This is a genomic window from Bacillus sp. FSL R5-0560 (assembly GCF_037966305.1).
In the GTDB taxonomy this organism is placed as follows: domain Bacteria; phylum Bacillota; class Bacilli; order Bacillales; family Bacillaceae; genus Bacillus; species Bacillus mojavensis.
In genome coordinates, this window is the sequence record NZ_CP150195.1 from 2480340 (window position 1) to 2494210 (window position 13871).

The window sequence follows — 13871 nt, forward strand, 5'->3', positions numbered from 1 at the left end:
TGATCCTCCTCTTAGCCTAGTTTTTCAGCTGGAGCTGTATCGTTTTTCGTATACCATATACATTTTCCTGTATAACCGTAGATAATAGCAAGACCTATTGCGACAAAACTGAGCCACATAAACGGCAGATAAGAGAAGGTAGAAACTCCTAAAATCCCGGCCATGTAAATGCCGTTATCAGACCAAGGTACCATTCCCGAAGTCAAAGTTCCTCCGACCTCTGAATTACGGGATAGAACTCTTCTGTCCAGATGCAAACGGTCATAGCTGTCTTCCATAATCTTCGGTGTCAAAATAAGAGATACATACATGGCACACCCGAAGATGTTCGCCAAAAATGCTACAATCAGCGTAGATAATGTCACATTGCCTGCTGATGTTAATTTCTTTTCAAAAGTAGAGACAATCACTTTTAATACACCAAGTTTTTCAAGCAATCCGCCAAAGCCGAGACCAAAGATAATCACGACGAGAGAGTCAAGCATACCGACGATGCCTCCGCGGTTTAAGAGGCCGTTTAAAAACTCAACATCTGTTTTAATAGAGAAGCCGTTGTACGCAGTTGCAATCGCATCGGCGATATTCATGCCTTGGAAAATAGCAGCCCAAGCAGCCCCGAGCAATGCACCAATTACGATAACCGGCATAGACGGCTTTTTCATCGCTAACAAGACGATTACAACAACAGCCGGAATCAGCATCCAAATATGAATGTCAAATGTATTCTGCAATGAAGATTTCAAAAATTCAACTTTGTCGAGGTCAATATTTTTCCCGCCGTACATAAATCCAACAGCTGTAAAGAGAATAGCTGTAATCACATATGCTGGTATTGATAAATAAAGCATCGCTCTGACGTGAGCCAATACATCCACTTTTGATAATGAAGAAGCCAGGACTGTACTGTCAGACAGAGGAGACAGCTTGTCCCCAAAGTAAGCTCCGGAAAGAATGGCTCCAGCTACAAGAGGAAGCGGAATTCCGAGGCCTTCACCAATTGCGATCATGGCGATGCCGGCTGTTCCTACTGTTCCCCATGACGTTCCTGTCGCCACAGACATAATAGAACAAATAATTAATGTTGCGAGTAAAAAGATACTAGGATGAATAAATTCTAATCCATAATAAATTAAGGTCGGCACGACGCCTCCGGCGATCCATGTTCCGATGAGTGCTCCGACTGAAACGAGAATCAGAACGGCTTCGAGACCATTAGATATTCCATGAACAATCGCGTTTTGCAGATCTTTATATGAATAACCGAGTCTGATTCCGAGAATCATTGCAATAAACCAAGAAACAAAAAGCGCTAGCTGTATTGGCAAGTCTAAAAAGACTGTAAACGACAGAACAAGTGCTAAAAATGCTCCTAGTACGATAATAATTTCAAATAGTGTTGGCAATCTTACATCCTTCAAAAGAAGTCCCCCTTAATAAAAAAGCTAAAACGCTTTCAATAAATAGTGCAACACGTATACTATACTTCCTCATCCCTATGCTTGTAAACAGCTTATTCACCCGGCTATTCACAGATGAATAAGCTGCATTTTGTTTAAATTTTATTTTTCTAATAGCTCTTTTCCAGCAATTCCTGGCTTTGTCATCTCGTATGGATTTAAAATGATATCCAATTCTTCTTCTGTCAGCACATCATGCTGAAGGCAAAGATCACGGACGGATTGGCCTGTCATAATCGCTTCCCTGGCGATTCGGGCAGCCGCTTCATAACCAAGATGCGGATTCACAGCGGTAATAACTCCAGCGCTTTTTTCTACGTATTGCTTCAAGCGTTTTTCATTAGCTTCAATGCCTTTCAAGCAATAGTCAGTGAAGGAACGGAACCCATTGTTCATGATGCTGATCGATTGCAGCAGATTAAAGACAAGCACTGGCTCCATAACGTTTAATTCAAGCTGACCTGCTTCTGAAGCTAGGCAGATGGTATTATCGTTTCCAATCACCTGAAACGCAATTTGGTTAATGAGCTCCGCCATAACCGGATTGACTTTACCCGGCATGATGGATGATCCCGGCTGGCGGGCAGGCAGAGAAATTTCCGCAAGTCCGGCGCGCGGTCCCGATGCCATTAAACGAAGGTCGTTTGCGATCTTCGACATGTTCATCATGCAGACTTTTAATGATGCAGAAACCTCTGTGTAAGCGTCTGTATTTTGTGTTGCATCGACAAGATGGTCAGCGCCGACAAGAGGCAGTCCGCTAATATCAGCAAGATGTTTAACAACTTGTTTGATATATTCAGGATCGGCGTTCAGTCCTGTGCCGACTGCAGTAGCGCCCATGTTGACTTCATACAGGTGCTGCCGGGATTGTTTAATACGTTTAATATCACGCTCAAGAACACGGCTGTATGCTTCAAATTCCTGGCCGAGGCGAATCGGAACAGCATCTTGAAGGTGAGTCCGTCCCATCTTAATAACAGAATCAAATTCCTGGGCTTTTTGTTTAAACACACCATGCATGTCTTCCATCGTCTTCAGCAGTTTTTCCAGCAGATTCAGTGTGGAAATATGAATGGCTGTCGGAAATACATCGTTTGTTGATTGTGACATATTAACGTGTGTGTTTGGGCTTAAGTGGATGTATTCTCCCTTTTTATGACCCATAATTTCAAGCGCGCGATTTCCGATGACCTCGTTCGCATTCATGTTCATGGATGTACCAGCGCCGCCTTGTATTGGATCGACGATAAACTGGTCGTGCCACTTGCCTTCCAGAATCTCGTCAGCGGCTTGTACGATAGCTTGGCCAATTCCTTCATACAGCCGTTTTACATCCATGTTTGCAAGTGCGGCAGCTTTTTTTACAATCGCCAGCGCGTTAATCATTTCTTCATGGATTTTATATCCCGTAATCGGAAAGTTTTCTGAAGCACGCAACGTTTGGATGCCGTAATAGACATCTGCTTCAATTTGTTTTTCTCCAAGGAAATCTTTTTCAACCCGGTATTCTTTTTGGCCGTTTAACATAATCTTTAACCTACTTTCTCTATAATGGTTATGGTTTTAGCGAAATTTACAGGACAACGTCATCGGCAATCGGTGTTTCCATAATTCTTTTCACGATCGGCAAATCTGAGGATTGGCCCAGTGCCCACATTAATTTCGGAACGATTGCTTCTGTATTCATGTTTCTAGAGCGGATAATTAAGTCCTGATTGACTCTGCGGCCGACTTCGTAAATGCTCATATCTTCGCCTTCTTCCAAGCATTGAGTCGTAATGACGACAACAATGCCGCTGTCAATCAGTTCATTCACTTTGGACAGAATGTCTCTGCCTTCAAACGGAACGCCTCCACTGCCATAACTTTCGATGACAATTCCTTTGTACATGCTTTTCAGAGCGTCCAGCATTTCCGGCTTTAAGCCCGGATGCAGCTTGAGCAGACAAACATCGGTGCATAGTGAAGTGTCAACTGTGAAGGCGTCGTTCTCAGGTTCCGTTACTTGTTTGTTGTATTCAATCCCGTCTTCTGTAATAAAAGCGATATATGGATAATTGATGCTTTCAAACGCGTCATAGCTTTTCGTTCTTAACTTGATCGCACGTGTTCCCTGGATGACTCTGCCGTCAAACACAACGTAAACCCCACCTACGCCTTCACAGGCAAAGCGAATGGCATCTGTAATATTTTTTTTGGCGTCTGTTTTTTGAAAGGTAATTGGAATTTGCGAGCCTGTAATTACAATCGGCTTTTTAGCATGCTGCAGCATATAAGATAATGCGGCAGATGTATAGGCCATTGTATCTGTACCATGAGTAATAACAAACCCGTCATAGGCATCATAATTTTCCTTAACAGCTTCCGCTATCTCCACCCAGTATTCAGGCTGCATATTGGTGCTGTCTATATTCATAAGCGATTGGGTTTCCATCGTGTAATCGTTATCAAGTTTTGATACGTAACTTAACAACTCGTCAGCCTTCACCCCCGGGGCAAGTCCGTTTTCCCCTTCAACTGAAGCGATCGTTCCCCCAGTTGTCAACATCAATAATTTTTTCATACCATACACCTCTTCACTATATCTAAAGATGGGTTTGCGAGAAGGCATTCGCTTTTCGCATACTTTTAATGCAATTATAGACACGGAAAATAAAATACGCAAGACATTATTATTCAATTCGCGTACACTTCCGAATACCTATATGATATAATCAGCTCAAGTTGAAAAAGGAGCGGAAGTCCATGAATTTAGATCGTTTAACTGAATTGAGAAAAAAGAAAAATTGGTCGCTTCAATATACGGCTGACCTCCTGGGTATCGCAAAAAGCACATACGCGGGATACGAGTCAGGCTACCGCCGCCCTTCGCTTGAGGCCCTGGCAATGCTGGCAGACCTTTTTGATACAACCTGCGATGATCTCTTAGGCCGCACAAAGCAAAAGGAGACTGCTCCTCAGACCATTGAATTGACCACGTGGAGCAGCCTTGACATTGCTGTTGACGGCAAGCCGCTGTCTGAAGACGAAATAATACAGCTGATCACCTTTATCCGGACAAAGAGAAAAGTTCAGGAGGAACTGAGTTAATTTTCACTCACGACTTAACTTTCCCGTAGGTTCCTCCTCCTCCGGCTTTCAGTTCAAGCTTTCCTGACCTCGCTTTCACAATAAGAGCGGCGGTTTTCGGCGGAACAACCCGAGCCAGATCCTCCTCTGAAGTCTCATGAAGAACAGCCATTTCTGTACCAAAGGCCGTTTTAAGTTTGTCCAGGGTTTTCGGTCCGACACCCGGCACAAATTGCAGCGGAATCTGGTGGACATACCTAGGACGCGCTATGCCCTTTCCAGACTGATCACTCAGTTCGCACAGCCTTTCGCTGACACCCTTTGTCAATCTGGCACTTCCGCATTCCGCGCACGCCGTTGCCCCGCTCTCAGTACGCTCTCCGCATACTTCACAAGCCGTTTGATAATACTTTCCCAACAGCGGATCTAATCCGTAATTTGCGGTAATTTTCCTGTTATCCTGTCCCTTTAATGCGAGAGCGAACTCAGAAAAATCAGCTGAGGCCACATATAGTTCATTATATTCTCTGCCGATCTTCCCTAAGGAATGCGCATCAGAATTTGTTAAAAATGAATATTTATTCAATTCAGATACCCGTGAAGCCATAGGTGTGTCACAGCTTAAACCAAGCTCGACAGCATCTATCATAGAAGAATCAAAAACCTCAGTTAAAGTTGACTTAACGCCTTTTCCGTACAAGCTTTTGTGGGGCGTGAAAATATGGGCGGGGATAAACAATCCGCCCATTTCTTTTACTTTTTTTTGAAGATTCAAGCCTGTTTCGTATATCCGCTGTGAACTTAAGTGAATATTTTTCATCCGTTCTGAAAGCCAGGCTGAAAATTGTCATATCAGCAAGTGTCGGCATAAAAGCAAGCACATGAATTGGCCCGCTGCATGCTTCATCGTAAATCTCCAGCTCGCTTCCCAATAAAAGAGTTGTGCTGCGATAACGGACTCCGCCGCCCTCAAGCTCGTGATACCTGCCTGAAGCAATGCCTTCCTCAAGCTCTATTATGACTTCCGGGGAATGGCAGTCAATAATTCCGAGAAGTTCGATCCCTTTATATTCACTGGCCTCAACCAAAATCCGGTCCAGCGTCAGCGTTTTTGCACCTGTTATTTTGACAGCCCTTCCTGTATAGGTCCGACCGATATGGATGTGTAAATCCGCGTAAATCTTTTTCATTTTTATGCTTGCAGCGCTTCTTTCAGCTGAAGATATTGAATCGCATAGGCTGTCTTCGCGTCGTAAACCTCGCGCGACTCAACCAGCTTTAGTGCGTCTTCAAGCGTCACCTCCATCACTTCAACAAACTCGTCCTCATCTAGTTCCCGTTTTTCTTCAAGCACAGCCAGCTCTTCCGCAAGAAAAACGTGGACAATTTCATCGGCAAAACCGGGCGATGTATAGAATGCTGTCATTTTAGTCAGCTTTTTCGCTGTGTATCCTGTTTCTTCTTCCAGCTCCCGAAGCGCCGTATACTCCGGCTCTTCTCCTTTTTCCAGCTTTCCGGCCGGTATTTCAACGATCGTCCGTTCCAGGGGCTTCCGGAATTGTTTCACCATTATGATTTTCCCTTCGTCTGTGACAGCCAGCACCGCTACCGCACCAGGGTGTTTTACAATTTCGCGTTTACTCGTTTTTCCGTTAGGGAGCTCGACGTCCTCTACATAAAGATCAATAACTTTACCCGAAAAAATCTGTTCTTTAGCAATTGTTTTCTCTTCTAAGTGTTTCATTTCTTCATCTCCCGTTCTGTCTCTATATCATGCCCCATACATTTTATCATACTAGAGAAAAGGGGGCTCCTTTATGAAAGTATACCGTATGCAAAAGGGCGTCGTTTTAGTGGGGAAAGCGTGGGAGGTGCGGGCGAAGCTCAAGGAATACGGTCGCACATTCCGGTATGTGAAAGATTGGATTTCCGAGCCGTAAAAGTTGAAAACTCCGCTCCTTTATATTACGGTCATTACAAAGCCTAAAAAAGGAGTGTGCACATGAGAAAGCGCAAACTAGGTTCATCTGATTTAGAAATAAGCGAAGTTGGACTTGGCTGTATGTCCCTTGGAACCGAAACAAATAAGGTGCTGTCGATCCTTGATGAAGCCATTGAGCTTGGCATCAACTATTTGGACACAGCTGATTTGTATGATCGCGGCCGCAATGAAGAAATCGTCGGCAAAGCAATTCAAAACAGACGCCAGGACATCATTTTGGCCACAAAAGCCGGAAACCGGTGGAGTGACAAAAATGACGGCTGGTATTGGGACCCTTCAAAAGCTTACATAAAAGAGGCAGTGAAAAAGAGCTTAGCACGTCTGAAAACGGATTATATCGATCTGTATCAGCTTCACGGTGGCACAATAGAAGACAACATTGACGAAACGATTGAGGCATTTGAAGAATTAAAACAAGAAGGTGTCATTCGTTATTATGGAATTTCTTCTATTCGCCCGAACGTCATTAAAGAATATGTGAAAAAATCAAATATCGTCAGCATTATGATGCAATTCAGCCTGTTTGACAGACGGCCGGAGGAATGGCTCCCGCTTTTAGAGGAACATCAGATCAGTGTCGTGGCAAGGGGGCCGGTCGCTAAAGGGCTGCTGACTGAGAAACCGCTTGAACAAGCTTCGGAGACCATGAAACAAAACGGGTACTTATCATATTCCTATGAAGAATTGGCAGAGGCCCGTAAGTCAATGGCCGGCGTTGCTCCAGACCTCACCATGACGGAAATGTCGCTGCAGTATCTTTTAGCGCAGCCGGCAGTGGCCTCAGTAATCACCGGTGCCAGCAAGTTAGAGCAACTGAAGGAAAACGTTCAGGCTGCAAACGCGCGGCGCTTAAGCGAGCAGGAAATCAAAGCGCTCCAATTCTATACGAAACAAGACATTTACGAAGCACACCGTCAATAAAGAAAACCAGCACCTGACCGGGTGCTGGTTTATTTGTATTGATGCCAATCGAGCTGGCTTTCATCGAGGAGCTGTTCAAAGCTTTTGTTTTTTTCGATCTCCTTTTTCTTTCTGATCTGTTCCGCTTTCTTTCTTTCCTGTCTCTTCTCATCCTCATCCTTCAATTGGCTTTTCATCTGCATCAGCTTTTCTTTTATCTCGGATTGAAGATCGTCCTTTAACTGGTGTTTGTCAGCAGATTTTTGTTTTTTCATGCACCGCTTCCCCCGTGTTTTTGTTTTGAAGCCAGTTTATCATGGAGATACAGGCTGAACAAGAAGACTCTCTTCATAAAAACGCTGTCATATTTTTCTGACGGCTCAGCAGTGTTTAGGTATAATGGTTTTAGAAGGTTATTCATAATAGAGTTGAAAGGTGCTGTGTCTTTTGAAAAGATTCCTTTTAGCTGTCGGCGCTGTATTGGCAGCTGTAGCTGCTATCGGTATTTGTTTTACAAATATCATTATGTTCATAAAGAAAAAAACCGACGAAGAGATTATGAAAAGAGAAACAGATGACGGGCATGATGTATTTGAATCGTTTGAACGCATGGAGAAAACGGCTTTTGTGATTCCATCGGCATACGGATATGACATAAAAGGCTACTATGTTGCACCACACGATACCTCAAAAACAATGATCATCTGCCACGGCGTGACCGTGAATATATTGAACTCTCTCAAATATATGGATTTATTTCTTGATCTCGGCTGGAATGTGGTGATTTACGATCATCGCCGGCACGGACAAAGCGGCGGAAAGACTACAAGCTATGGTTTTTATGAAAAGGATGATTTAAACGAGGTCGTCAAATGGGTCAAAGACAAAATCGGTAAACTCGGATTGGTTGGAATCCACGGTGAATCAATGGGAGCAGTGACTGCCCTGCTGTATGCAGGGGCACATCCTGACGATGGCGCTGATTTTTATATTGCCGATTGCCCGTTTGCAAGCTTTGAGGAACAGCTTGCGTATCGTCTAAAAGTGGAATACCGGCTGCCTTCCTGGCCGATCCTCCCCATTGCCGACTCCTTTTTGCGGTTCAGGGACGGCTACCGCGCACGCGATGTATCCCCGCTTGCCGTCATCAATACCATCGAAAAGCCGGTTCTCTTTATTCACAGCAGGCACGATGATTATATTCCTGTTTCTGCAACCGAGCGGCTTTATAAAAAAAAGCCCGGTCCAAAGGAACTCTATATTGCTGAAGCTGGAGAACACGCCATGTCATATACAAAAAATCGGGACACGTATAGAAAAACCGTGCAAGCCTTTTTAGACAAAATAACGTAAAAAGCGAAAGGCCCCCTAGCCTTTCGCTTTTCCATCATAAAACGTCGGTGATGCCATCCATATGTTCACTGATCCATTCAATCGCAAGGTCTATCGTAGTAAACTCCTGCGCTTCAAATGTCATTTCATCCTGCAAAAGCCAAACATCCTTCTTGACGGATTCCGCTCCTCCGATTGACCAGTGCAGCAGGGTGTAGGGATGGTTTTTGTTCAGAAAGGATACCCACGTTTTATTCTGTGCTGTATTCTTAATTGACTTCAGCTTTTGTTCCACGTTTCGTGTCTCCCTACTTTACTAATATGCTCATTCTTGGACTGAGCATTTGAGCCGGACTTTTCAGCGCCAGCGTTTTGGCTTTCTCATTGTAATCGATTGTCATTTGATCGTCAAAAAACACTTTTTGCGACGACTGGATATATAGCGGGATGCCGTTCGTTTCCAGCTGCTCACACTGTCCCGTTAATTCCTCTGTCATCCAGATGGTCGGTACACCGCTTACTGCGCAGCCGCATCCTTCAGCGTCATAACGGAGCTGCGCCTTTTTTCCCGGATTGGCGTCAAGCGCTTGCTGCAGTGCCTGTGCTGCTGCATCTGTCACATGAATGTTCATAAGGTGAAACCCCCGTTTTTTTCATTTTCGCTATTGTAGCACACCACGCGTCCGTTCGCATTGTTTCTGCCTTTTTTCCACCGCTTCGCTTTTTCTTCTGCAGCCTTGATCCAATCGGTTTTTCCCTGTATATACCGCTTGATATTGTCCGGATACTGGGCCGCCAGCTGTTTTTTGAGCGCGGCGTATTCCTTCGCTGTTTCCGGATGAGCTGTGAGATAATCTCTGAACACCAAATGCCTTTCAATAGCAGGATGTCCTCCCTCATAGATATGGACATGATGGGTACGCTTATTTCCGCCCTTTTGGAAATAGCGTCTGCCAATAATGCCGTTTTCTCCTTTTGGCGCATAGCCGAGCTCCGTCATTTTCGAATCATATTGGTTTATGGCCGCGATATCCTTTACTGCAATCAGGATATCAATGACCGGCTTTGCCGCCATATTTGGTATCGATGTGCTTCCGACATGATACACGTCAATGATCTCCGGGCCGAGCACAAGCTTCAGACGATCTTTTTCCTCACTGAACAGTCTTGCCCATTCTTCATTGTAGTAAGCGACTTCAACCTTTCTTTTCGGATAGAGATGAAAGACTGACAGAAAAAGCCCCTCTGACGCTTTGACGGTTTTCGTCTTTTCAAATCCTGCCTGCGTATACAGCGCCACGGCCGGGCTGTTTTTCTCGGCTGTTACTACCTCGATTTTCTCAGCGTCTTCGTTCTGATCAATAACAAATTGCACGAGTGCTCGTCCGATGCCTTTTCTGAAACCGTCGGGATGCACAACAAGCCTGCAAATGGTCAGCTCATGCATAAACTTCTCGTATGAAATGACGCCGAGCAGTTTCCCGTCTTCCCGGTATCCTGCAAATCGCTCCTGAGAGGCTCTGATATCCTCAGCTTTTTCGTGTAAAGCAGGGATTCCGTCAAAACCGATAAGCTCCGCTTCTTTTACATAAGCTGGCATTTGAACGTCAATAATCTCACGTGATACAACCTCTTCCTTATGCTGAAGAAATGCAATCATTTGTTTTCTCCTGAAAACCGCTGCTTTTCGACTTTGGCGACGCGGACCGCATACGATTCATACCACACGCTTTTTCCTTTTTCTTTCGCTGCTTGGTGTTCGGTGTGATGCCTCCAATGATTGATTGCGTCCATACTCTCCCAATAGGAAACTGTGATGCCGGTTCCATCCGCTTCGCGAACGCTTTCCACACCTAAAAATCCGGGCTGGCTCGCCGCAAGCGAAACCATCCGCTCTGCTGTTTCTCCATATGCTTCGTCATTTTCACTTTTGACAGAAGAAAAGATAACAGCATAATAAGGAGGCTCAGGTGTTTTTGACAAAAAATCCATAGCGGTTCCTCCTCATATGTTTTTCACAAAAAGAACCCTGTCTTGGCCCGGTCCATCGTAATTTGCAAATACTGAGATGCCATTTACTGTTTTGCTGCCTTTTTCAATCTCAAACCCAAGTCTTGTATGATACGCGATTGACACCTTATTTACCGGGGATGTGACGCACTTTACCCGGGTGCATCCCCTCTGCTTAACCGTTTCAATAAACACATCGTATAATTGTTTTCCAATTTGCATTTTTCTGAAATCCGGATGCACACCGGAAAAATGGATGTATGCCGTTACAGGATCTGATTGCGATTGAAATCCGATTAAAAATCCAGTCATGCTGTTTTGTTCATGTGTAATAAAGCTGGTGTCCTGAAAATGTTCAAAAAATAATCGCGGGAGTTTTTCTTTCAGCTGCCTGCCGCCCCACCATTCATTCATCACAGACGTTACCATTTCATAATCTGAAGACGTGATTGTTCGAATATCCATTACGATTTCTCCCTCCGTCTGGCAAAACGAATGTCTCTTTTTTCTCACAATATAAAAATTATATTTTGCCTGACTGGAATTGTAAATGCCTTCTTTTCTGTATCATACGTTTTCAGACTGCTGAGGGAACATGTTTGATATTTTTCATACCTAGTTCTCCCCCTCCAGCCGCCGGGAGGGAGAACATTTATAGAAAAATATCAAGCACCTGATCAAGTCTTAGCTTACAGAGCTTGCCGGCGTCTCCTTTGATCCACACTGTCTTTTCAAACTCTTCATAGCGGCAGATTTTCCCGCTGCAGGTGACAATTTCGCCATCCTGAAAGCAGCTGACAGTGATATCCTGAGCAAATTCCATCGCAGTGCAAAGCGTTTGGTTCATCTCCTCCAGCTTATCCGAATCAAGGATCGGCTTTTGCAGCTTCTGTTTATGGCGTTTTCTCTCAAGCAGGCTTTGTTTATGTTCAGGCAGAAACATCCGGCTTCCTTCCCACAGCAGATTGCCTCTTTGTAAATGCTCATTCATTTATAATGCCCTCCTATTTTAGCCGCGCGTTCAAACGCCTGGCCTGCAGCTGTCAGTGAGGCCGCCCTGATGATCGCCGTGTCGCCGAACCGGCTTTTAATCCCGTCCATCACATAGCCGAGGCTCATCTTCTTTGCATAATCCTGAAATAAATTGAGCTGCCATACTTCATCAGATGAAAGCTGAGAGAGGTTGACCCCGAGGCGGCGGACAGGCTTCCCGTCCCAAAACTTGAGAAACAGTCTGCATACGGCCTGGTACACATCCTGCGTAGAATTGGTCGGTTCTTCCAGCTTCACTTGCCGGTTGAAGCCGGTCGGCAAATCAAAGTCAGCCCCCCTGCAGCTCACCGAAACCGTCTGCCCCATCATCCCGGCGTTCCGGCTTCGCCTGCACACCTCTTCACTTAGCTCCAGCAGAACGACTTTTATTTCTTTGTCAAAGTGTTCATAGTCTCTCGGGAGTGTCATTCCGTGGCCAATTGCTTTTTGTCCGTCCAGCGATGCCGTTGACACAGGAGAATAGTCGATTCCGTTCGCCGTCATCCATAGCACGTGTCCGTTAATGCCCCATTTCTTTTTTAAAAGCTCGAGTGGAAAAACCGCAAGCCCGCCGATTGTGCTAATGCCCATTCGATTTAAATGATGTTTCATCCGGCTGCCAACGCCAAACATACTCCCTACCGGAAGCGGCCACATCTCGGTTTTCATATTTTCTTTCGTTAACGTAAAAATACCGTTCTTATTCTTTTTGGCAAAATTGTCACACGCGATCTTGGCGAGCGCTTTATTAGGGCCGATTCCGACCCGGGCATAAATGCCGACCTCCCGCATAATTCTGTCTTGAATGCTTTTGGCAATTTCCTCGGGCGCCCCAAACAGCTTCTGGCTGCCTGTGATATCCATGAATTGCTCGTCAATGGAATAGGGCTCCACAAGATCTGTATATTCCTCTAAAATGGCGGTGATTTGCAGTGATACATCAATATACCGCTGCATCCGAGGCCGAAGCACAATCGCTTCAGGGCATTTTTCCTGCGCTTCCCACAGACGTGAGGCATTGGCTACCCCTTTTTGTTTCGCCAGCGGGCATGCAGCCAATACAACTCCGCCCCTCCTTTCCGGATTACCCGAAACAATCACCGGCTGATTTTTCAAATGTGGATTTTCCGCTTTCTCTACAGATGCATAAAACGATTGCATGTCAACGAGAAAAATCACTTTTTCTTTCATCATACACACCTCTAAAAAGAACTTATGTTCGCTTCTGCTATTATATGCGAAAATACGTTCGGTTTATACTGGTAAATGATTCTTGTCTGACAGAAAATATGATGCAAGGGTTTGAGAGAAGGAAAACATTTAGTAGAATGAAAGCGAACCATAAAGATAGGAGAATCAAAATGGAGAAATTTGTCGAAAAAATGTTGGGACAGGCATTGCGCCAATACGGCCGAAATGTTGCCATTGATCCGTTAAGCCCGTAAGAAAAACAAAACCTGAAAGCTGCCTTAGAGGAAAGACAAAATGAAGATCCAGACGAGGACCTGCATGCGCATATAGAGGATATCATTTATGACTACGTCACAAACCAAGGGCTGTTTTCTTAGTGTCATGCACCTTCATTGTTGGAGAATTTTCGTATATTTGTTTTAGTATGGCCAGAAGGGACGCGGCTGATATCAAGGGGAAGCGCCCTTCTCATATACGGACGCTCAAGCCCATCAGCATAAACTTTAATCTGATGCCCGGTCTCACTCAGCATTTCAGGAATCCTGCCGATATGAGCTACAGTCTGATGATTCAACGTCTTTAAACGAAATCCGATTGATCTCCCGCATTCCTCATGCCTTTAAACTGGACAGGCATTTCTGCTCAATGAGAATTACACTTTCATGGTCAGATATAAGCACCAGACAAAAAAATCGAGTACTTCAACCTCCACTTCAACGGCTAAACGCCATCGTCAACGTGAAACTTGAACCATCAAAAACAAAGGTCATCCTGCGCGCACATAACAAACCCATATAAATCGGTAAGTAAAAATATTTAATCCTCCGTTGGATAAGGAAATTTTTTCATGTATGATAGAAAAAGATCTTACTAAC

Annotated in this window: 15 protein-coding genes and 3 pseudogenes; 5 read left to right on the forward strand and 13 right to left on the reverse strand. The window is 44.7% G+C overall.

Annotated features, from left to right (window positions below):
• Nucleotides 1–11: 11 nt before the first annotated feature.
• From mleN to ansA, 3 genes are all read right to left on the reverse strand, one after another.
• Complete coding sequence (gene mleN / locus NST56_RS13110; RefSeq protein ID WP_268445959.1) at nt 12–1418, reverse strand: malate-H+/Na+-lactate antiporter MleN; 1407 nt, start codon at nt 1416–1418, stop codon at nt 12–14.
• A 141-nt stretch (nt 1419–1559) separates the two neighbouring features.
• Entirely contained in the window at nt 1560–2987 is a 1428-nt protein-coding gene (gene aspA / locus NST56_RS13115; RefSeq protein ID WP_010334814.1) for an aspartate ammonia-lyase, read from the reverse strand.
• Between the two features lie 46 nt (nt 2988–3033).
• Entirely contained in the window at nt 3034–4023 is a 990-nt protein-coding gene (ansA, locus tag NST56_RS13120) for an asparaginase (RefSeq protein ID WP_010334815.1), read from the reverse strand.
• A gap of 182 nt (nt 4024–4205) precedes the next feature.
• Between ansA and NST56_RS13125 the strand changes: the two genes are divergently transcribed.
• Nucleotides 4206–4550 (forward strand): helix-turn-helix transcriptional regulator, encoded by a 345-nt coding sequence (locus NST56_RS13125; protein WP_010334816.1) that lies wholly within the window; start codon nt 4206–4208, stop codon nt 4548–4550.
• Between the two features lie 7 nt (nt 4551–4557).
• Here NST56_RS13125 and NST56_RS13130 read toward each other — a convergent pair.
• Nucleotides 4558–5719, reverse strand: a pseudogene (locus tag NST56_RS13130) (TIGR00375 family protein).
• 2 nt (nt 5720–5721) lie between these two features.
• On the reverse strand, nt 5722–6273 hold the full coding sequence (nudF, locus tag NST56_RS13135) for an ADP-ribose pyrophosphatase (RefSeq protein WP_010334818.1): 552 nt from the start codon (nt 6271–6273) through the stop codon (nt 5722–5724).
• A 73-nt stretch (nt 6274–6346) separates the two neighbouring features.
• On the opposite strand from nudF, the gene mciZ reads away from it, so the two are divergent.
• Together mciZ and NST56_RS13145 are read left to right on the forward strand one after the other, a co-directional pair.
• Entirely contained in the window at nt 6347–6469 is a 123-nt protein-coding gene (gene mciZ, locus NST56_RS13140) for a Z-ring formation inhibitor MciZ (protein WP_010334819.1), read from the forward strand.
• A 62-nt stretch (nt 6470–6531) separates the two neighbouring features.
• Entirely contained in the window at nt 6532–7452 is a 921-nt protein-coding gene (locus NST56_RS13145; protein ID WP_339177034.1) for an aldo/keto reductase, read from the forward strand.
• A 29-nt stretch (nt 7453–7481) separates the two neighbouring features.
• Here the strand turns inward: NST56_RS13145 and NST56_RS13150 are convergent, their stop codons facing one another.
• On the reverse strand, nt 7482–7706 hold the full coding sequence (locus NST56_RS13150) for a YqkE family protein (protein ID WP_339177036.1): 225 nt from the start codon (nt 7704–7706) through the stop codon (nt 7482–7484).
• Nucleotides 7707–7878: 172 nt separating this feature from the next.
• Here NST56_RS13150 and NST56_RS13155 point away from each other — a divergent pair, with 172 nt between their 5' ends.
• Complete coding sequence (locus tag NST56_RS13155) at nt 7879–8784, forward strand: alpha/beta hydrolase (protein WP_339177038.1); 906 nt, start codon at nt 7879–7881, stop codon at nt 8782–8784.
• A gap of 34 nt (nt 8785–8818) precedes the next feature.
• Here the strand turns inward: NST56_RS13155 and NST56_RS13160 are convergent, their stop codons facing one another.
• The 7 genes and pseudogenes from NST56_RS13160 to NST56_RS13190 form a co-directional block, all read right to left on the reverse strand.
• Nucleotides 8819–9058 (reverse strand): YqkC family protein, encoded by a 240-nt coding sequence (locus NST56_RS13160; protein WP_010334822.1) that lies wholly within the window; start codon nt 9056–9058, stop codon nt 8819–8821.
• 13 nt (nt 9059–9071) lie between these two features.
• Nucleotides 9072–9395, reverse strand: coding sequence for an iron-sulfur cluster biosynthesis family protein (locus NST56_RS13165; RefSeq protein ID WP_229146980.1), 324 nt, complete (start codon nt 9393–9395; stop codon nt 9072–9074).
• Nucleotides 9392–10423, reverse strand: coding sequence for a bifunctional GNAT family N-acetyltransferase/GrpB family protein (locus NST56_RS13170; protein WP_339177040.1), 1032 nt, complete (start codon nt 10421–10423; stop codon nt 9392–9394). The genes NST56_RS13165 and NST56_RS13170 overlap by 4 nt, the downstream gene beginning before the upstream one ends.
• A pseudogene (locus NST56_RS13175) lies at nt 10401–10755 on the reverse strand (antibiotic biosynthesis monooxygenase). Before NST56_RS13175 ends, NST56_RS13170 begins: the two are co-directional and overlap by 23 nt.
• A gap of 12 nt (nt 10756–10767) precedes the next feature.
• Nucleotides 10768–11238 (reverse strand): GNAT family N-acetyltransferase, encoded by a 471-nt coding sequence (locus NST56_RS13180; RefSeq protein WP_010334826.1) that lies wholly within the window; start codon nt 11236–11238, stop codon nt 10768–10770.
• A gap of 187 nt (nt 11239–11425) precedes the next feature.
• Nucleotides 11426–11764 (reverse strand): YolD-like family protein, encoded by a 339-nt coding sequence (locus NST56_RS13185; protein WP_029441355.1) that lies wholly within the window; start codon nt 11762–11764, stop codon nt 11426–11428.
• The gene (locus NST56_RS13190; protein ID WP_339177043.1) at nt 11761–12999 is read right to left on the reverse strand and encodes a DNA polymerase IV; all 1239 of its coding nucleotides are present in this window, start codon (nt 12997–12999) and stop codon (nt 11761–11763) included. Before NST56_RS13190 ends, NST56_RS13185 begins: the two co-directional genes overlap by 4 nt.
• Before the next feature lie 167 nt (nt 13000–13166).
• Here NST56_RS13190 and NST56_RS13195 point away from each other — a divergent pair.
• Nucleotides 13167–13373, forward strand: a pseudogene (locus NST56_RS13195) (YqzH family protein).
• Nucleotides 13374–13871: the final 498 nt, after the last annotated feature.